16 protein-coding genes are annotated in these 19,934 nt (G+C 40.7%); all 16 read right to left on the bottom strand.

What is annotated here, in order from left to right; all coding sequences use genetic code 11:
* Window positions 1-92: 92 nt before the first annotated feature.
* The 16 genes from AB986_RS13175 to AB986_RS13100 all read right to left on the bottom strand — a co-directional run bounded on the left by AB986_RS13175 (window position 93) and on the right by AB986_RS13100 (window position 19,929).
* Complete coding sequence (locus AB986_RS13175; RefSeq protein ID WP_048311580.1) at window positions 93-1,859, bottom strand: ABC transporter ATP-binding protein; 1,767 nt, start codon at window positions 1,857-1,859, stop codon at window positions 93-95.
* Between the two features lie 34 nt (window positions 1,860-1,893).
* On the bottom strand, window positions 1,894-3,051 hold the full coding sequence (locus tag AB986_RS13170) for a phosphotransferase (RefSeq protein ID WP_048311578.1): 1,158 nt from the start codon (window positions 3,049-3,051) through the stop codon (window positions 1,894-1,896).
* 484 nt (window positions 3,052-3,535) lie between these two features.
* Complete coding sequence (murQ, locus tag AB986_RS13165; RefSeq protein WP_321212252.1) at window positions 3,536-4,459, bottom strand: N-acetylmuramic acid 6-phosphate etherase; 924 nt, start codon at window positions 4,457-4,459, stop codon at window positions 3,536-3,538.
* A 12-nt stretch (window positions 4,460-4,471) separates the two neighbouring features.
* Window positions 4,472-5,446, bottom strand: a complete 975-nt coding sequence (locus AB986_RS13160; RefSeq protein WP_048311576.1) for an N-acetylglucosamine kinase — start codon at window positions 5,444-5,446, stop codon at window positions 4,472-4,474.
* Window positions 5,433-6,257: a carbohydrate ABC transporter permease gene (locus AB986_RS13155; protein ID WP_048311575.1), complete on the bottom strand. Its 825-nt coding sequence runs from the start codon at window positions 6,255-6,257 to the stop codon at window positions 5,433-5,435. The genes AB986_RS13160 and AB986_RS13155 overlap by 14 nt, the downstream gene beginning before the upstream one ends.
* A 12-nt stretch (window positions 6,258-6,269) precedes the next feature.
* Complete coding sequence (locus AB986_RS13150) at window positions 6,270-7,220, bottom strand: carbohydrate ABC transporter permease (protein WP_048311574.1); 951 nt, start codon at window positions 7,218-7,220, stop codon at window positions 6,270-6,272.
* 15 nt (window positions 7,221-7,235) lie between these two features.
* Window positions 7,236-8,495 (bottom strand): ABC transporter substrate-binding protein, encoded by a 1,260-nt coding sequence (locus AB986_RS13145; protein ID WP_048312869.1) that lies wholly within the window; start codon window positions 8,493-8,495, stop codon window positions 7,236-7,238.
* Between the two features lie 5 nt (window positions 8,496-8,500).
* Window positions 8,501-9,532, bottom strand: coding sequence for a serine hydrolase domain-containing protein (locus AB986_RS13140; RefSeq protein WP_048311573.1), 1,032 nt, complete (start codon window positions 9,530-9,532; stop codon window positions 8,501-8,503).
* Window positions 9,525-10,376: a MurR/RpiR family transcriptional regulator gene (locus AB986_RS13135; protein WP_084006552.1), complete on the bottom strand. Its 852-nt coding sequence runs from the start codon at window positions 10,374-10,376 to the stop codon at window positions 9,525-9,527. The genes AB986_RS13140 and AB986_RS13135 overlap by 8 nt, the downstream gene beginning before the upstream one ends.
* A 377-nt stretch (window positions 10,377-10,753) precedes the next feature.
* Window positions 10,754-12,025: an exo-beta-N-acetylmuramidase NamZ family protein gene (locus AB986_RS13130; protein ID WP_048311571.1), complete on the bottom strand. Its 1,272-nt coding sequence runs from the start codon at window positions 12,023-12,025 to the stop codon at window positions 10,754-10,756.
* A 21-nt stretch (window positions 12,026-12,046) separates the two neighbouring features.
* Complete coding sequence (locus AB986_RS13125) at window positions 12,047-14,143, bottom strand: glycoside hydrolase family 3 protein (RefSeq protein ID WP_048311570.1); 2,097 nt, start codon at window positions 14,141-14,143, stop codon at window positions 12,047-12,049.
* Between the two features lie 24 nt (window positions 14,144-14,167).
* Window positions 14,168-15,856: a serine hydrolase domain-containing protein gene (locus AB986_RS13120; protein ID WP_048311568.1), complete on the bottom strand. Its 1,689-nt coding sequence runs from the start codon at window positions 15,854-15,856 to the stop codon at window positions 14,168-14,170.
* Window positions 15,857-16,376: 520 nt separating this feature from the next.
* The gene (locus AB986_RS13115; RefSeq protein ID WP_201779280.1) at window positions 16,377-17,666 is read right to left on the bottom strand and encodes a TRAP transporter large permease; all 1,290 of its coding nucleotides are present in this window, start codon (window positions 17,664-17,666) and stop codon (window positions 16,377-16,379) included.
* Window positions 17,663-18,142, bottom strand: a complete 480-nt coding sequence (locus AB986_RS13110; RefSeq protein WP_048311567.1) for a TRAP transporter small permease — start codon at window positions 18,140-18,142, stop codon at window positions 17,663-17,665. The genes AB986_RS13115 and AB986_RS13110 overlap by 4 nt, the downstream gene beginning before the upstream one ends.
* An 88-nt stretch (window positions 18,143-18,230) precedes the next feature.
* Complete coding sequence (locus tag AB986_RS13105; protein ID WP_048311566.1) at window positions 18,231-19,253, bottom strand: TRAP transporter substrate-binding protein; 1,023 nt, start codon at window positions 19,251-19,253, stop codon at window positions 18,231-18,233.
* Between the two features lie 13 nt (window positions 19,254-19,266).
* Window positions 19,267-19,929: a bifunctional 4-hydroxy-2-oxoglutarate aldolase/2-dehydro-3-deoxy-phosphogluconate aldolase gene (locus tag AB986_RS13100; RefSeq protein ID WP_048311565.1), complete on the bottom strand. Its 663-nt coding sequence runs from the start codon at window positions 19,927-19,929 to the stop codon at window positions 19,267-19,269.
* Window positions 19,930-19,934 lie beyond the last annotated feature (5 nt).

Raw genomic sequence — 19,934 nt, 5'->3', positions numbered from 1 at the left:
ATATAAGAATTCTCTATACAAATAAAAAACATCCCAAAGCCCTGCTGCAATGGGATGTTTCGTACACGTAATACTTTTCTACACACATTCATCTAGATAACTGATTTTTTCACTTTCGGATTCACCGAAAAAATTTCTCCCCTACTCATTTCGATAACCGTGTCACAGTTTTCTATTGTACTTAATCGGTGCGCAATAATGATCAATGTTTTCTGGCCTTTAAGTAAGTCTATTGCTTTCATAATCTCTTTTTCTGTTCCATTATCTAATGCTGAGGTCGCTTCATCCATAAACAATATTTCTGGATTTTGGTATAAAGCCCGTGCAATTCCAATTCGTTGTCGCTGTCCTCCGGATAACTTTACTCCTCGCTCTCCAACAATAGTATTCAATTGAGCTGGTAGTGACTCAACATAGTCTTTTAACATGGCTTGATCTAAGGCCCTCCATACTTCTTCATCTGTAATCTGATCTTTGTTTATTCCAAAAGCAACATTATTTCGAATTGTATCATCGCATAAGAAAATTGATTGTGGTATATAACCTATTTTTTGTTGTATAACTGACCTTTGATCTTTAATGTTTGTTCCATCTATTAACACCTCGCCTTTTTCTGGAGCAAGTAATCCCAACATTATATCGACTAATGTAGTTTTCCCCGCCCCAGATTTACCTACAAAAGCAACAGCATCCCCGATTGGAATCGTGAAAGAAACGTTATTTATTGTTAAGTCCTCTTCATTTGGATATCTATAACAAATGTTTTTCAATGTAATATTATCAGTAAACGTTTTTTCACCCTGAACATTACTGAATGATGGATTCTGTTTAGAGACTTGTTTTCCCTCATTCTTAAGATCTTCATATACCGCAGATAACGCTGGATAATTGTAACGAATGGCAGTCATCATTGAGAGAATTCGATTAATTGAAGGCAATAGTCTAAAAGCAGCCATACAAAAGAGAGCCAATGTCGAAACGATTTCACTTGTTCCCATATTTTGATACACAATAATTACCATTGTTATTAACACGATCACAATTAATACCGTTTCAATAAAAGGTCTAGGCACGTACTCTAGTAACTTTATATTTCGATTGTTGCTCGCTATAATTTTGCCCTGTGTAGAATATGCATTTACAAAAAAGCTCTCTCTACCGGTTACTCTTATTTCTTTGCCTGCTCCTAGCCCCTGTTTTACCCATTTAATCATAGAGCCAGTTAATTGTTGTTGTTCTTTTCCTAAATCTAAAATTTTTGTGCGAAAGAACTTAAAGAAAACAAATACACTTGCACCTAGTAGAACGCAAGCCGTTATAGTAGCAACTGGTGCTACCAAAAACAATAGTGCTAGTATACAAATTGCTACAAGCAGCTCTGTAACTAATTGAAATGCTGAGATAATAAATTTCTGAAATAACTTTGGTACCTCAATCGTAATATTTCTAAGTAAGTCAGCTGAATTTCTCTGCAAATGAAACGTATAAGGTTTCTTTAAGTAGCTTTCAAACAATTTCTCGGAGAGTTTTAGTTCTTGGTTAAAAATCAATTTATATTGAGCATAATGAAAAACTAGTAAATATAAATTTTTCAATACAAAAATTGACAGGAACATCATCGCTATAAGAATAATAAAAGAGTTTAATGATTCAAAACCAAAATTATCGTAAATATAAGCTAGAAATTGTATGTCATGGATAGATTCAGGATTAGTTATGATTCCAACGAAAGGAACAATAATACCTATTCCGAGTGTTTCAAATAAGGCTGCTACAACCATCATGAAAAACAGTAATAATAACTTTACCTTTTCCTGTTTTTCAAAAAGAGACATCGTTTTTTTAATTGTCTTCTCCATTTTTGACCACCTTTTGATTTAGTAGTTTCTTCGGTTAATTGCTACCATATCCTAAATTAATCAAAGATTTTCGATCCTCTACTATTTCCTCGTAATATTCAAAGACTTCAATCCATTGAGTGATATCTATTCGCTTATCATGGTTAACTGAAAACTCTTCTAATCGTAAAGTGATGAACTCTAAGTAAAATAAATATCTATAATTACGTTTACTAGAGAGATCTCCTACTTTATCTAAGTGTGCTTTAATAAAATGATTAAAATTAATAAGATCCATTTCCAAGTTTTTCGCTATATTGTTCTTGTACTTTCCACGTGCCTCTGAGAGCCTAATAAATAAAATGAAATAGAAGTCAAAATAACAACTTCTTTTTCCTAACGTACTCCAGTCAATAACCTTGATATCCTTCTTACTTTTTAATATATTCCGATCACAAAAGTCACCATGTGAAAATACTAGTGGAATATCTCCTATAACATTACGTTCATAATTATCTTGAATCATAGATATAAATGCTTTTATACGATTAACATGTTTGTGGTTCTTGTTATATTTGTTATTTAATTCATGTATATCCTTTACTAATCTCTGAAAATACAATTCAGATGAAATCACTTTCGGCACTTGGCTTGTCATAATGTTTACCAAGGCAGGAAAGACTTCAACGTAAAACTTCTTCTTACTTTTAAATTGATAAAAAGGAATTCTGTAATTGATATAAGATTCTACAATGCACCGTTCCTGTAGATTCCAATTAAGAATTTCAGGTGCTAAATCACAAGACTGAGCTTTAATTAGATTATTAATTTGCTTCTGTACATCTTCTAGTTGAACCTTTTCTGGAAATATCGTGACAACTTTTTTATTCTTAAAATTAATAACTTTATATTCACCCTGACGTAAAGCGATCAAGCATTGTCCATTAATATTAGATGAAATAATAGAGGAGAGTTCACTGTGGTTTTTTAACAGTTGCTTCTTCTTATAATAGATATAGCTTATTTGTGTTACTCGTATAGTCCTTACTAATAACACAAAGGAATTTATGAAGGGGTATTTATGTATACGATCAAGAAAGTAAATCGATTTAGCACTAAAAAGTAAATAAATGATTAACATTAACATTCTTGTGTTTGAGTTGATATAAAGTGAACTATGAACCTGTAGATAATTGTATTTATTTTTCTCCATTGTTGATCTCCCTTCTTATAGTTGAACCTCCTTGAGTAAATAAACTTAGAAGACACTGAGCCAATCAAACACCAACTAACCTATCCAAAAACTACACTAAATCCGAAAATGATGAACAAGCTTTTTAATAAAGACTTTTATCATTCTTTTTAAAGAACAGAAGATCAGTAACAAAGTAGACATCCACACAAAACTAGCACTTTATAGCTTATTAACAATAAAAAAATAAAACTTAACGACAAAATAATTGTATTTTTCCGACTTCTAATATATACTATTTTAGTTCTTTATAAAGAACGTGTCAACATGAAAAAGAGAAGTAAAGAAACGGAAGACTTTCTAGTTATAGCAAAGTCTTCCTTTGCTTTCATAAAGGCTCTTTTCGTGAGTCGAGCATCCTTCCGCTCCAATCAGCAAAATGTGGTTTTTATTCAATAATTGTTTCAAAAGCAAAAATCTCTTAGAAAAGAGCCTTCATAAAAGACTATCCATTATCACAATCTTCCACAACCTCTTTCATCACTTCTGCAAAATTGTTTTCTTTCTTTTTTAAAATATCTCTAGCCTCCTCAACTTTTATTTTCAACAAGATCATTAGAACTGCAACACGTGGATCTCCCCCTCCAAGTTGTGTATACCGCTCTGCCTCCTCCTGCGTAACCCCAGTCAACTCCTGGACAATCGAAATAGTCCTTTTCCTAAGCTTTTCATTCGAAGCCTGCACATTCACCATCAGGTTCTTATACACTTTCCCGAGCTTAACCATCGACGCGGTTGTGATCATATTCAGAACCATTTTTTGCGCCGTGCCCGCTTTTAATCGCGTTGATCCTGTCACAACTTCCGCTCCTACCGGCAATTCAATGGGATACGTGACAAGTGTAGAAAGCTCTGATCCTCTATTGCACGCAATACCCGCTGTTGGCAAGCCCATTTCATTAGCTGCTTCTATAGCGCCAATAACGTACGGCGTTCGACCACTTGATGCAATCCCGATCACCATATCGTTTGACGTTACGTGCTTTCGAACATCTTCTGCTCCCATTTCCTTACTATCTTCTGCTCCTTCAATCGGGAAACGAAGCGCCCGATCACCACCAGCAATAATCCCATTCACTAGGTCTGCTGCAACGCCGAAGGTTGGAGGGCATTCGGACGCATCCAACACGCCGAGGCGCCCGCTTGTTCCAGCACCAAAATAATAGAGTTTCCCTCCATTTTTCATCACCGCCACTGCCTGATCAATCACTTTCTCAATTTCTGGCAGTGCACCTTTTACAATAACGGGTACGCTATGATCTTCTTCGTTCATGAGCTCTATAATTTCAAGCGTCGTAAACTGATGAAGACATTCCGATTTCGTATTTCTCGTTTCCGTATTCGCTGGGTTCACATCCGTCATCATCATCTCTCCACTCCGTTAGCTGCCGTCGATTGTCTGATGAGACGACAGTAAATTTTCTTTCTGTTGCTTTGTGATCGATTGATTCTCGGAAATAAGTGCACAAATACACGCACCGACTGCTGGAGAAAGGGTTGGATAGCAAATCTCGCCTACCAACTTCCTCTCTTTTCTCAACTCAATAAAGCACCTTCTAAAGTAGTCAGATTGAAAGAGACCACCACAAATGACAAGTTTGTCGTCCTCTCCGTCTATCTCTTTCGTTAAGTCCATCAGGTGATCCAATGCTTTGTTCAAAATAGTCGTCGCTTGCCGGTTCTTCTGTTCAGCAAGCTGAATCACAACTTGCGCAAGCGAAGCGATTTTCATGCGAGGATAGGGATCTTCATAAATGGTCGTTATCAGTTCAGTGGCGTTTCTAAGTTTCAGAAAAGAAAGCACTTCTGCTATAAACGTCTCATCTCGCTTTTCCCTTCCATCGTGCATGGACGCGACAGTACGAAGCGCCTGTCTTCCAATATCATAGCCGCTGCCTTCATCTCCGAATAAATAGCCCCAACCACCTACTCGTCGCGTTGCGTTAGCACTTATCGAATAAGCAATTGTACCTGTTCCCGCAATTAAAACCGTGCCTTCCATGGCGAAGGTTCCACTTGCTAAAGCTCCGTAAGCATCATTCTTCACGACGATAAATCCTCTGAAATCTGAGAGAGCTTCGTTAATCCATTTCTTCCATCTCAACTGATCCTCTTCTCGATCGCCACCAGCCGTTGATACAAAAATGCGTTCGAGCTGCTCCACATGTAAGTCGGTAGTTAACTCCTTGATGACATTCTGAACTGCTGAACGAACGGCATGCTCTGAGCGCGATTTCAGATTCGTAGATCCCGCCGTGCTTTGTGCTAGAATCACACCATCTTCCTTGCACAAAAGTCCAACTGTTTTCGTTCCGCCGCCGTCTATTCCGATATAGTACTTTTTATTTGATTGCACCTTGTGTTAGTCCCTCCATAAATTGTTTGGAAGCGATGAAGAAGAGAACAATCATCGGGAGTGATGCAAGCGTGAGTCCCGCGAACAGTGCTCCCCAGTCTGCAGAATATTCACCGAATAGGGAAAGCATGCCAACTGGAATCGTCTTCTTCAAATCATCCGTTATGAAGATAAGCGGGAAGAAAAAATCGTTCCAGGATTGGATGAATTGAATAATCATCACCGTTCCGAGCGCGGGTCTCATAAGAGGAAGAACGACATTCCATAGAATACGAAGGTTGCCAGCTCCGTCAATACGCGCTGCTTCTTCAAGCTCACGTGGCATCGTTCGAAAGAATCCGGTTAAGATGAGAATCGAGAGTGGAATCCCTGTCGCAACATACATGAAAATAAGGGACCAGAGGGAGTTTAATAGATTCAAATCTTTCATAAGAATAAACAATGGTACGATTCCTAGCTTGATTGGAAGCATCATCCCCATTAAGAAGAAAAAGAAGATCATGTTGTTCCACACAAATGTAAAACGAGCAATGTAGAACGCTGCAAGTGACGATGTGATTAGAATTAATAAGACAGATACGACACTTACAAATACACTGTTCATGAAATACGTTGTAAATGGAATCATTTCAAGCAGGTTTCGATACGTATCAAGGCTGAACGTTTTTGGTAATGAGAGCGGACTTGTGAAAATCTCTGCACTTGTTTTGAATGAAGAGAGAATCATTAAAAGAATCGGGTAGATGCTGATTGATGCGATTAGGAAAGCAAATACATAGTAAAACGGCCTCGTCCAGATTGTATGATTCATCGAATTCCCCCCTTACATATCCACTTGTTTTTTCTGCATGTATCGTAAATAGAGTGCGGTAAAGAATGAAATAAAGATAAACAGCACCACCGCAAGCGCCGATCCTAATCCGACAGCAGTTGTTGATCCTCCAGCTGATCCACCAAATGCAAGGCGATAGAAATAGATCGCAAGCGTGTCTGTGGAATGATACGGTTCTCCCTGTGATCCCTGCATCGCATACACAAGTTCAAATGCTTCGAACGACTGGATAAATGTAAGGACGGTCATGATCATGAAAGAAGGAACCATTAAAGGAAGAACAATTTTCCGAATCATCGACAGTCCATTTGCACCATCGAGTTTCGCTGCTTCGAATAACTCTTTTGGAATTGATTGTAACCCAGCAAGGAAAATAAGGACTCCGAATCCAATGCCATACCAGCAGTTTACGAGAATAATTGAAATGAGCGCAGTATCCGGGTCTCCAAGCCACGCTTTCTGCAAATGCTCAAGTCCTAGCGATTCTAGAATTACATTTAACGCACCGTAGTTTGGATTGAGAATGAGTTTCCATAGAAAACCAACGACAATGACCGATAAAAGCCGCGGCAAAAAGTATGCGATTTTCAAGAATTCAGATCCTTTTACTTTTTTATAAATAATATAAGCAAGGATAAAAGCGAGTCCGTTCTGGAAAATCATCTGTAATACGAAATAAAGAATGTTGTGGCCGAACGCATTCCAGAACAAGCCTGAAAAAGGTTCAAGCGTAAACAGGTCTTTAAAGTTCTTTAAGCCAACAAAATCGCCACGCACGATTCCTTTCCAATCAAAGAAACTGTATGTAAGTGCTGCAAACAATGGATAGACAACGAACATCCCATAAATAAGCAAGGCGGGAATAGGGAAAAGGTGGATGGTCCACCTTTTCCAGTCCCTCTGCTTCTTAATTTTCACGACTGAATTCATGGCTGGTCTCATATTCTCCGCCCCTTATTACTGTAGTGGTTCATACCACGACTTCGCGCTCTCCTGTACAGTGTTCGCTACTTCTTCCGGTGTACGTTCACCGAGATACATGCCTTGAAGTTCTGTTTCAATCGTCGCTTTCGTTGATGGGTTACCACCTGCGAAGTGAACGAGCATCATGTATGGTGTTGACTGATTTTCGACTGCTTGACTAAGCGAATTAACAAGCTCATCTTCTGATGCAATTCCAGGAATCGCGCTGATCATTTTAAATTCTTCCGTGAACATCGTTCCGAACTCTTCCGTTGTCATAAATTGAAGAAATTTCTTCGCAGCTTCTTTCTGCTCGGAACTGGCATTGATCGCATACGAACCATCCACCCACGTTGTAATCGTTGGGTCTTTTCCAACGGCTGAAGGCATTGGGAAGAAACCTAGTTCGAGCTCCGGATTCATTTCACGAAGCACTTCAATTTCCCAGCTACCAAGCGGGAACATCGCAGCATCGCCTGTAAAGAACATTGTTCGGATATCTTCCATCCCCAATCCTTCAAAATTCTCAGGGAAGAACTGTTTGATTTCATCCATTGCATCAATTGAACTCTGGAATTCGTCACTTGTAAAATCGGTTTCGCCAGCTGTGATGCTATCGACGAATTCATTTCCACCATAATGCGCCGGTCCAATGATGCCGTGCGAAAGGGACAGCAACCAGCCTTCTTTTGTTCCTAGTGAAATCGGGGTGATGCCTTCATCTTTAATCTTTTGACTTAGCGTTAGGAACTCATCCCATGTTTGCGGCTCTTCTAATCCAAGGTCATCGAAAATCTTCTTGTTGTAGAACATTTGGGTTGTACTAATATTCAGCGGCACCCCGTACTGCTTGTCATCCGATCCTTTTGAAGCAGCGAGCGTTTCTTCAGGATACTGATCAAGTCCTTCTAGGTCATCAAGCGGTTCAAGATATCCTGCATCGGCAAGCTCAATACCCGGTGTGTACGGACGAAGGTGAATAATATCAGGACCTTCACCACTTTGAAGCGCAGTATTTAGAATCGTATTGTACTCGGTATTCTTAGAAGGTTTAAACTCCACGTTAATATCAGGATTTTCTTCATTAAACTTGTCGATAACCTTCTGATAGCTCGCTTTATCTTCTGTTCGCCAGCTGCCAATGGTTAGCGTAACCTCTCCTTCTGATTCTCCTGAATCGCCACCGCTTTGTGAACTACATGCGGATATAATAAGAATAAAGGCTAGAAAACCGACAAACGTAATCGCTTTCATTTTCTTCAAAACGTTTCCCCCTTAGTTAATGTAGTTGAAATCAATGAATGAAGATGAGGTCGAATTTGTTTCATGTTGTGCTGCCTCCCGTAATGAACCACGTTCGTTAAGAAGGTCACAATCAGTTCTTCCTCTGGGTCAATCCAAAGACTTGTTCCAGTAAAACCCGTGTGGCCGAAGCTTCCTTCTGACCACCTCCTTCCACATGAAAGTGGTGCTCCATGTCCACTCCATACTTCAAAACCAAGACCTCTGTTTCCGATCACATGAGTTCTTGCACGTTTTATGACTGCATCTGAGAGTACGTCCTGGCTATCAGGAAATAAAAAATAATGACCAAACTTTGCAACATCACGTGCCGTCGAAAAGAGACCGGCACTACCGCTCGCTCCACCAAGGAGGAGCGCTTTCTCATCATGAACGTCTCCTTGAATGTAATGATCGCTATGCCATTCCGTTGAAGCGGTATTATCGCGCGAAGGTGGATTGAAGGCTGTTTCTGTCAGCCCCCATGGCTTATATAAATGATTGGTAGTGAACGTTGGAAGGTCCATTCCGCTCATTTCCTCAATCACTTTTCCTAATAAAATCATGCCGATATCGCTGTACTGAACCTTTTTTCCAAGTTCGGATGCGACTGTTGTTTGATTAATTTGTTTAAGAATATCCCTTTTCTCCCCGCGCTTAACAGGAGGTTCAAGATCGGCTGGCAGTCCCGCTGTATGCGTGAGGGCGTGCCAAATTGTAACGTCTGGATGCTGATAGTCTTTGAGGTAGGTTTGAATGTTCTGATCGAGTTCAAGTGATGTATGCTCAAGCAGCCATAGAATAGAAGGAAGGGTAGCCATCACTTTTGTTAGTGAGGCAAGATCAAACTTTGTATTCGTTGTAGCGGGACAGGTTTGTTGATAACGGTCGATATAATGACCAAACGCCTTATGAAAGACGGTCTTTCCATGATGCTGGACATGTAGAACAGCTCCTGGGAGTTTCTTTTGATCGACTAGATTTTGCAAATAGGTATGTACATTACCCATGCTTTTTAACATCCTCGACAGCTTTTCGAGTTCGTTCAAGTGCTGCGACGCTTTCGTCATAATTGCGGCTTGTGATGCCAACATAAAGAATATCAATCACGTTCAGCTGTGAAATACGAGAGCTCATTGCCCCACTACGAATGCTTTTCTCTAGCGAGCTTGTGAAGAGCTTAATTTCAGCTAGATCAGATACTGGGTTTGCACCGTATTTTGTTAACGTGATCACTTTGGCACCGTTATCCTTCGCAATTTGAAGGGATTCAATAATATCTTTCGTCTGACCAGAGTAAGAGATGCCAAACACAACATCCTGCTCACCAAGGTTTGCGCTAATGGTGCCCTGAGTGTCATAATCAACTGCCGCTTCACACCAGCGATTAATGCGCGAGAGCTTCTGTTTAAAATCTTGCGCAATCAAGCCAGATGCCCCGATCCCATAAAGCGCAATTTTTCTTGCCTGACCGAGTACTTCAATGGCCTTCTCAACCTCTTCTTTTGATAAAACTGAGATCGTGTCATTAATCGATCGAATGTTGTTGTTTGATACATTTGCGATAAACGAATCGACTGTCCCATCAATTGAAATTTCCTGATAAGACTTACTCGAATACTTTGTCGCAAGATCACCTGCTATGCGAAGCTTTAATTCTTGAAATCCCTTGTAACTAAGAGTGCGCGCCAGACGAATGATCGTGGCTTCGCTAACCTCAGTTCTTTGAGAAAGCTTCTGAATCGACAGGTTAATCACTTCTTCTGGATAATTGATAATATATTCTGCGACTTTTCGTTCTGATGGTTTTAATGAAGTGATGGATTCCTGGATGCTAATTAATCCTCCGTTCACTAGTACCCCCCTCACCTTTTTGTTGAATTTTCTAATAATTTACTCTAGTATATCAAGTTTTATTTATTAAATAAATACTTTTTTTGAAGTTTTGTTACATCTATATAAATCCATTTTTGTATACTTTGTTGTTATAAAGCGGTTGATTTGCGCTCCAGGATGCTCGCTTTCGGCGGGCGGTGAGCCTCCTCGTCGCTTACGCTCCTGTGGGGTCTCACCTGTCCCGCTAGTCCCGCAGGAGTCGAGCACCTTCCGCTCCAATCAACTAAGTGAGGTTCTCTATAGAAGGTTTTTTTCATTAGTAACAACATTTTAGAAAAGAATCTTTATAAAAGAAACACTTGTGACATGTCATCACAAGTGTTCTCTCCCTAACTTTAATAAAGCAAGTAATTTTCTCTTACTTCGTTAAACTCTCTTAAATCACCCTGCCACTTTTGTTCCATCTCTTCAACTGTTTCCCCATCTTCAATCGCATCACGAATCCAACCGTTCCCTACGAGAAGATCAAAGAATGAGACGCCTGCACTGTTTTCTGCGCGGAATTCGAAGTCTTCTGGATAAAGATCATGGATCGTTTTAACAAGACTTAGTCCTGTTGTTACTGGTTCAAACGCTTCTTTATCCGTCACGTGAATTTGAACCCCGTGCGTTAACTTACCAGCGTGCTTTGAGAAGGAAGGCGTAAAAGAAGCGGCTCGAAAATCAACGCCTGGCAGCTTAAGACCATTTAACTCATTTGCGAGTTCTGTTGCGTTAATGAAAGGTGCACCGATTAATTCAAATGGTTTTGTCGTTCCACGACCTTCCGACACGTTCGTTCCTTCGATTAATGCGGCACCAGGATACACAAGTGCCGTATCAAGCGTTGGCATATTTGGTGAAGGAAGCACCCATTCGAGTGGCGTGTCATCGTAGTACATGTCGCGCTTCCACTTATCCATTTCAACAACTGTCAGATTGGCACCAATGTCAAATTCTTCATTAAAAAGTTTGGCAAGCTCTCCAACCGTCATACCGTGGCGAAGTGGAATCTCATATTTTCCGACGAAAGACGAATACTCATCATCAAGAACAGGTCCTTCGATCGCTTCTCCACCAAGAGGATTCGGGCGATCAAGAACGATAAACTCAATGTCATTCTCCTCTGCCGCTTCCATCGCATAAGCCATCGTATAAATGTACGTGTAGAAGCGCGTTCCAACATCTTGGATATCAAAGAGAAGAACATCAATACCTTCTAACATCTCAGGTGTTGGCTTTTTTGTAGATCCATAGAGGCTGTATACAGGAAGACCGGTTTCTTCATCAATATAATACTCCACATATTCACCAGCCTGAGCGCTACCTCGCACGCCATGTTCAGGTCCATAGAGCGCTTTAAGATCAACATCTGGATCGTTATGAAGTAAATCAACAATACTCGTTAGATCTTGATCAACCCCTGTTGGATTCGTAATCAGTCCAACGCTCTTCCCTTCAATCAGCTCTTTTTGTTCATCTAAAAGAACTTCAACACCAAGCTTGAATTTCTTCTTATGCTTATGATGTCCATGAGCATTTCCTTTTCCATTGTTATCAGCAAGAGCCACCGACAACGAAGACAGAATGAGAATCGACGTTAACAACATAACCAACCATTTTTTCATCGTAATCCTCCCCTATTGAACTTAGTACGTTAACCCATGACCAAAGTGATAGAGCACATCGTCATTTTCCCCAGGTATAGTAATCGGCAGCTTACCAGACGGTTGATTGCTACCATAAATCGTCGAAGCCGTTGCCTCAAAGCTTGCTGTTCTAAATCCATATTGCGCAATATAGCCCTCTACGTTCGGATACGCCATGATGTCGTATGGATTACGAATGCCAACTGCGATAACAGGAGCATCCGCCTCTGTCATAATGCTTTCTACCATCTTCATTTGTGGATGATCTGGTGATCGCGTTCCCACGCTGTACGTATACGTTCCGATGATAATTTTATCTGCGGCATTGAGTGTCTCGCGCTGTTCATCCGTTAGTTTGTACGTTGAATTCACCGAAATAACAGAAGTGTTATCGTGGTGAGATGTAACGGCATCTCCAAGCGAATCGACAAAGCTCCTACCAACCACGACTACGTGCTCGTCGCTAGCTGGATCAAGCGGAAGAACGCGATCGTTCTTAACAAGCGTGATCGATTTATTTGCTGCTTCTTTTTCAACAGCTTTGTGCTCCTCGGACCCAACAACTTGAAGTGCACGGTCGATCTGATCGTTCACGTTAGCTGGTTGTTCTGATTTAATGATGCCTCGCTTTACTTTTAGCGTAAGAATACGTTCAACGGAAGCCTCAATTCGTTCTTCTGAAATTTCACCTTCGTCGACTGCATCAAGCAAGCCATGAGCTACTTCTGAAAGTCCAACGGGCATCAACACAATATCCGTTCCAGCTTTAACTGCACGAATCGCTGCATCGACAGATCCGAAATGATCCTGAATTGCCTTCATATTCATCGCATCTGTCGTAATCACGCCCTCGTATCCCATTTCATCTCGCATTAGCTCTGTGAGTACTTTGTGAGAAAGAGTGGCTGGAAGAGAGATTTCAGTCCCATCTTTTTGAGAAATCACTTTTGTATCATCGATTTTCGGGAAAGTGACGTGAGCAGTCATAATCGCATCGATACCTGCTTCCATCGCCTTCTGGAACGGGTAAAGCTCTACTTCCATAAGACGTTCTTTATCATGTGGAACTTCCGGAAGACCTAGATGTGAATCGACTGCTGTGTCACCATGACCAGGAAAATGCTTGGCCGTTGCTGCAACGCCTGTTTCCTGAAGACCTTTCGTGTAAGCAATTCCGAGATCAGCCACAAGCTTAGGATCTTCTCCAAACGAGCGAACCCCGATGACCGGATTATCTGGATTGTTGTTCACATCCATATCTGGCGCGAAGTTCATGTTCAAACCAAGTGACTCTAGCTCTTCGCCAATGGCATGTCCTACATCATGTGCAAGACTTTCTGAACGCGTTGCGCCAAGCGCCATGTTCCCTGGCATATCGGTTCCAGACTGAAGCCGCGTCACAATTCCACCTTCCTGATCAATTGTCATCAGCATCCCGTATTTCTCAGATGCTCTCTGATAATCCGAGACAAGCTTCGTTGTTTGTTCTGTCGTTACAACGTTTTCTCTAAATAAAATAACGCCACCAAGATGGTATTCTTTAATTTGTGCTTCAATTTCAGGAAGCATTTCAGTCACATTTTTACCATCCCAGTTTCGGTAATCCGGCATAAGCATTTGACCAACTTTTTCCTCAATTGTCATCCCATCGATCGCGTTTTGGATGATATTGTATTGCTGTCCTTTTTGCTTAACGAGTCTAGCTTTTGACGCTTTTTTGGAGGATTTGTCTACCTTGTAATCAAGCGCCATTCGATCGGAATGCAAGCCATCCGAAACGCTAATAAACGTACGACCGCGCTTCCCTGTTAGCGTTACATTTCCATCATCATCAACTTTAGCCACTTTCTTGTTGGATGATTTCCACTTTAGGTTTTGATCTGTTTTCATAAAATGACCGTCATCATAAAGATGAAGAGCATTTAAGGTGATGGTATTTCCATCAAACTTCGAGCTTACTTCAGGGACATTTTCCAATAAAATTAAATCCCTCGCTTCACTATCTTCGGCAGCTGTTTTCATTGGTAACATTCCTTGCGAGAAAACCATTAGTAACGCAAGCAATCCTACGATGATTCGTTTCGGCCATACTCCCATTTCTACCCCTCCTGATTTTGAGAATTAATATGAGCGTTGTATCCATTTATCACTTTCAAAATGAAGATCCGTTCCATTCAATTTGACTTGATCGACATACCATCCGCGTTTGTTAACAGATCCGTCCGTGCTGTAGGTAAAACGAATGGCGGTCGTACCTGCTGGAATGATAACGTCTTCTTGCTCCCAGTCAAGACTACTTCCGGTAAGCGTTGCAACTTCAGTCCATTCACTACCATTCTCAGTTACCTCAACAGTCCCTAGATCATAGCCTTCCTCGATCCGATACCATGTATGAAACGTTAAAGCAGTATCTTTCGTAACATCGACTTCAGCAGTAAGGTGCTTCATCTGTTTATCTCCGTATCCCGCAAACCACGGATTCGCTTTCTTATCCATTGCAACAGGAATCGCGTCAGCAACTTTTCTTGCAAACTCACGCCGTGTTGGTGAAGTTGAGACCGTGTTTCGCGTTGGGTGCACTCGGTTTGTTAATAAGATCGCGATCGTTTGGTTTGTCGGGCTAACAACAATGGATGTACCTGTATAACCAGTATGTCCAAGCGTCGTACTCCCAGAAAGAGCGTCCATAAACCATCCCTGTTGAAGCTCCCAGCCAAGACCATGATCATCACCAGGAAATTCAGGAATACGGTTTTCAGTTAACAGTTTAACCGTCTCAGGTTCGAGGATGCGCGTACCACCGTAGCGCCCTTCCAACAGAAACATGTGAGCGAACTTTGCTAAATCTGAAGCGGTGGAAAAGACACCTGCATGACCCGCAACACCTTCAAGTGACCAGGCGCTTTCATCATGAACCTCACCCCAGACAAGACCTCGATTCGTCCACGGCTGATATTCCGTTGCGGCAATTCTTTCTTTTAAATGTGATGGTGGATTGTACATCGTATCGTTCATTTTGAGAGGCTTTGTGATTTCCTGTTTCACATACTCATCGAGTCGCATACCTGATAAACGCTCAACAAGAGCACCAAGCGTGATCATGTTAAGGTCGCTGTATGTATACGCTGTACCTGGCTCAGACTGTAGTGGATAGTTGAAAACATATTGAAGTCGATCTTCTCGGCTTCCATCAACTGTATAAAGAGGGATCCACGGCTTAAATCCAGACGTATGCGTCATGAGCTGTTCAATCGTAACGCTTTCTTTTCCGTTCGCAGCGAATTCAGGAATGTAGGTTGAGACAGGATCATCAAGCTGAAACTTTCCTTCTTCAAACAGTTTCATAGCAGCGGTTGTGGTAAAAAGTTTGCTAATCGAGGCAAGATCAAAAATCGTATTCTTACTCATTGGAATGGGGTTCTTCATTTCAGTGAATTCATCATCTGTGTAGCGTGCTGAATATCCGTACGCTTCCTCTTTCACAATATGACCTCTTCGAGCGACAAAGGCCACTGCACCTGGCATTACCTTTTCGTCAATGGCATTTTGAAGCATGTCGTCAATTTGCTGAAGAGGTTGCTTCCGCATACCAGCTCCTTTTAATGACCCTTTGTGAAGAACCGGTGATGTAGGACCTGGGTTATCCCATGAAAAATTCGGATGGGCTTTGTTGGATGGATTGTGCTTTTGATGATGATTTACCTTACCTTTTTCTTCAATTGTCGGACCTGGAGCAGCTAATCCGGACGGAGCTAATAAAGACATTCCAAGTACAGTTGAAAGCAACAGTGACAGCGGTTTTCTTCCCATAGTGCCCTCCTTTTTGCTTAAACTTGTCCCAAACGTAAAGTCTCCTCTCATAATAATTTACAGAATATTCTTACCAAAGTGTAACTCGATCCAATATAGTCGTCTATACCACTATTGTCACGTATATAGAAAAAACCACTGGATTTACGCATCCATCTACCCAGGTCTTTGGAAGGAATTTGAAGTATTATGTTTCTGTTTTGAAACGGGGTTTGAAGCATTGTTTCAAAAAGTAGACGATAAGTCGTTAAACAAACGTTTGATTAATGAGTAAAAAACGTAGTGGGGTCAGACTGGTGCCTGACCCCACTACGTTTTTTAGAATGGCTCTTTTCTAAAAGATTGTTGCTTTTAGAAGGATTTTTTTAAAAGAACCTGACTTCACGCTCGACTCCTGCGGGACTAGCGGGACAGGTGAGACCTCGCGACGAGGAGGCTCACCGCCCGCCTCACGGAAAGCGAGCATTCTGGAGGGGAAATTGACATACTCTTTCAGCAACAATATTTACCAAAAGAGCCTTTAGAATAAATTAGGATTAATCACTTTTGGTAGATAAAAAGCGACATCAGGAATAAAGGCAACGACTAGCAGTACTACGAGTACGATTGCGATATACGGCATTACGGCTCCTAATGAACGTTCGACTGGTAACTTTCCTATTTTGGCAGCTAGGAGTAAACACAATCCATAAGGGGGTGTTACTAGTCCAACTGCTAATGTCATGATCGTCACTATCCCTAATAAGATAGGGTCAATCTCGAAACCGATCGCAACTGGAAGTATGACTGGGATAAATAATATCATGGCTGGAATAGCATCCATAAATGTCCCTACGAATAGGAAGAAAGCAATGATGATCAAAAGAAAAATCCATTTGCTATCAATGTTATTAGCAAAAAATTGTTCAGCCCATAATGATAATTGATAATAACTCATCAATTCTCCTAAAGCATTTGCTGCCGCTAAAGCAAATAGAGACAAAGAACTAAGTGTTAGTGTATCGACTAGAATTTTAGGAAAATCTTTTATTTTAAGTGTTTTGTAATAAAAAACGCCAATGATGACTGTATAAAGTGAAGCAAATGCAGCTGCTTCAGTTGCTGTGAAAATACCTGTAATGATTCCTCCAATTAAAATAACTGGTGTCATTAGGGCTGGTATTGTTCCAATAAACTGTTTCATGAAATTTTTCATAGAAGCTTTTTGGTAGGTTGGATACCCTCTTTTCCTAGCTAGAATATAAACTAAGACCATCATGCCGATGCCAACTAAAATGCCAGGAATGATACCAACTAAGAACAAAGCACCAACTGATACATTTGTTAGTCCTGCAAAGATAATCATTGGAATACTTGGAGGAATGATAACTCCAATCGTAGATGAAGCGGCTGTAATACCAACGGCTGTTTCAGTGTCATATCCCTGTTTCTTCATATTAGGGATTAAAATCTTCCCCACTCCAGCCGTATCAGCTTGAGCAGCACCTGAAACTCCTGCAAAAAGCATGGATACTAGAATATTGGCATGTGCTAATCCGCCTCGGATATGTCCTACAATCGCCAGCGCTAAGTCAATTAACTTTTGTGAGATTTGACCGCTATTCATCAAGTTTGCTGCTAATATAAACAGCGGAACTGCCAGTAAAACAAATGAATCGAGACCGTTTAGCATTTTAACAGGTACAGTTACTTCAGGTATATAAGGAACATTCATAATTCCTAGAAGAGCAACAATTCCAATGACGAATGCAATTGGAATGCCTAGAATCATTAAGATTATGAATAAACCAACTAACAGAAGACCAATCATTCTGCGACCTCCTTTTTGGAGAAATTCCTTACATTACGAAGAATGTGTGCAAATGTATAAATAACCATCGTCCCACCCATAATTGGGATGGAGATCCATACATATCCCATTTTCAGTTCTGGTATAGATACCCAGGTGTAGTTCCAAAAATTTTGAACCGCTTCGATCCCTAAGTACAATAATCCGATACTAAAGAGTAAGAGAATTAAGTCATTCACGAGAAACAAGCTATTTTTGCTTTTTCCTTTTAACTTGTTCAATAAAAGATCAAATTTAAAATGTTCTCTTCTATTAAGCATCACAGAAGCTCCCATAAACACAGCCCAAATAAAGGAATACGTCGCAACTTCCTCTGTCCAAATGGCTGAAATCCCCATATATCGAGTAATAACTTGAATCACAATCGTGATAAAAAAGACAACAAGAAACAATACACCGATAGTTAATTGAATTCTCTCAAGCAACTTAATAAGCACACCGAGTTCCCCTTTCCAAAAACCTGAGACGAGCGATTAAATTAAGGGCGAAGGCATAGAATCATACCCTCGCCTCTCTATTCTTTACTTATTTCAGATCACGGATTTTCTCCAATAACTCTGTCGCACCAATTTCTTCTGCAGTTTTGTCCTGAATGGGTTTTGCTAATTCAATGAAAGGTTCGCGATCAATTTCATTCACTTCTGCCCCTTCATCCACCGCTTTTTGTTTGTACTCTTCTTCTTGCTTGTGAAGAACTTCAATTTCTTTCGTTACTGAAGCTTCTGCTGCTTGTAGTACAGCATCTTTTTGTTCGTCTGTATAAGTATCGAATTTCTCCCCATTGATCAGTAATAAGCGAGTGGTGTAGTCATGAGCTGTTTCTGTGATGTACTTTCCATTTTCAGTTTTGTGGTGATTTTGCTGAACAAAATAAGGATAAGCATTTTCAGAAGCGTCCACTACACCCTGTTGTAAAGCTTGGTACAATTCTCCCCAGGCTACAGATGTTGGAACTGCACCTGTTTCTTCCCAATAGTCTGCGATTGCTCCGGAAGTTTGGGTACGGAACTTCATACCTTTAATATCTGACATGGTGTTTAGCGGTTCTTTACCATAATAGTGACGAACGCCTGCAGTCCAATAACCTAGTACTTTAAAAGTATTCTCGGACTTTTCATTAATCGTTTCAGCAATCTGATCGCCTACTTCTCCATCCACCGCTTTCTCCCAATGCTCATAACTATCAAATACGTAAGGCATGGCGAATAAATCAATCTCTTTAATACCTGTTTTCGACATAAATCCAGGAGACACTAGCACAACGTCTGCTCCGCCGAGTTTAAGCTTTTCAACGAGTTCTGATTCACTTGTCCCTAAAGTTCCTGCATGTACTTCTACTTCTATACTTCCATCGCTATTTTCTTCCGCTACTTTCTTAAATTCTTTCATGCCATATTGGTACGGGTTTTCTGGTGATGTTTGGTTATGCGCCGCAATGATTTTGATCTTACCGTCTTCGTTCGCTCCAGCATCCTCACTATTCCCACACCCTGCTAAAACGCCGAGTGATAAAACCAAGACTAACAATAAAGTCGCTACATACTTCATAAAAAGTCCCCCTTTATTTAGTGAATTCGCTTTCAAAAATTCTGCTTTTATTCGATTCCGCTTTGTCAACATATTGCCTTGCCAACTCTTTTAAACTCTCAAAGTCTTCTTTTGTTGATAACTGATCAGGTTTAACAAGCTGACTCCCAATCCCAACAACCTTAGCTCCTGCATTGAAATAATCCAACATATTTTCCTTATCAATTCCACCCGTTGCCATGATTTGAATTTGAGGAAGTGGTCCAAGAATATTTTTAAGATACCCTGGTCCCATGCTGTTGGCTGGGAAAACTTTCACCATATCCGCTCCCGCATCATAAGCTGTCACCATTTCCGTTGGAGTCATGGCACCCATTATGCAAGGGACTCCATATCTGTTTGCGATCTTAACTGTGCTTACATTAACCGTAGGCGAAACGATAAACTGAGCACCTGCCATAATAACTGCTCTTGCGGTTTCACCGTCTAATACTGTTCCTGCACCTACTAATAATCCCTCAATATTGTCTCTAACATTTCTAATTAGTTTTTCAACCTCTGGCGTTTCTGCTGTGATCTCAATTGCTTTAATACCACCCTCAAACAAAGACTGAGCTATCGGGATAATATTAGTATTGTTCGCCTTCCTGATAACAGGTATAATTTTTGCTTCTTGTACCTTTTGCAAGCTAGTCATTCATA

Source organism: Guptibacillus hwajinpoensis, from assembly GCF_001039475.1.
In the GTDB taxonomy this organism is placed as follows: domain Bacteria; phylum Bacillota; class Bacilli; order Bacillales; family Guptibacillaceae; genus Guptibacillus; species Guptibacillus hwajinpoensis.
Note: the sequence above shows the minus strand (reverse complement) of the source record. Positions and strands in the feature narration are given on the sequence as shown.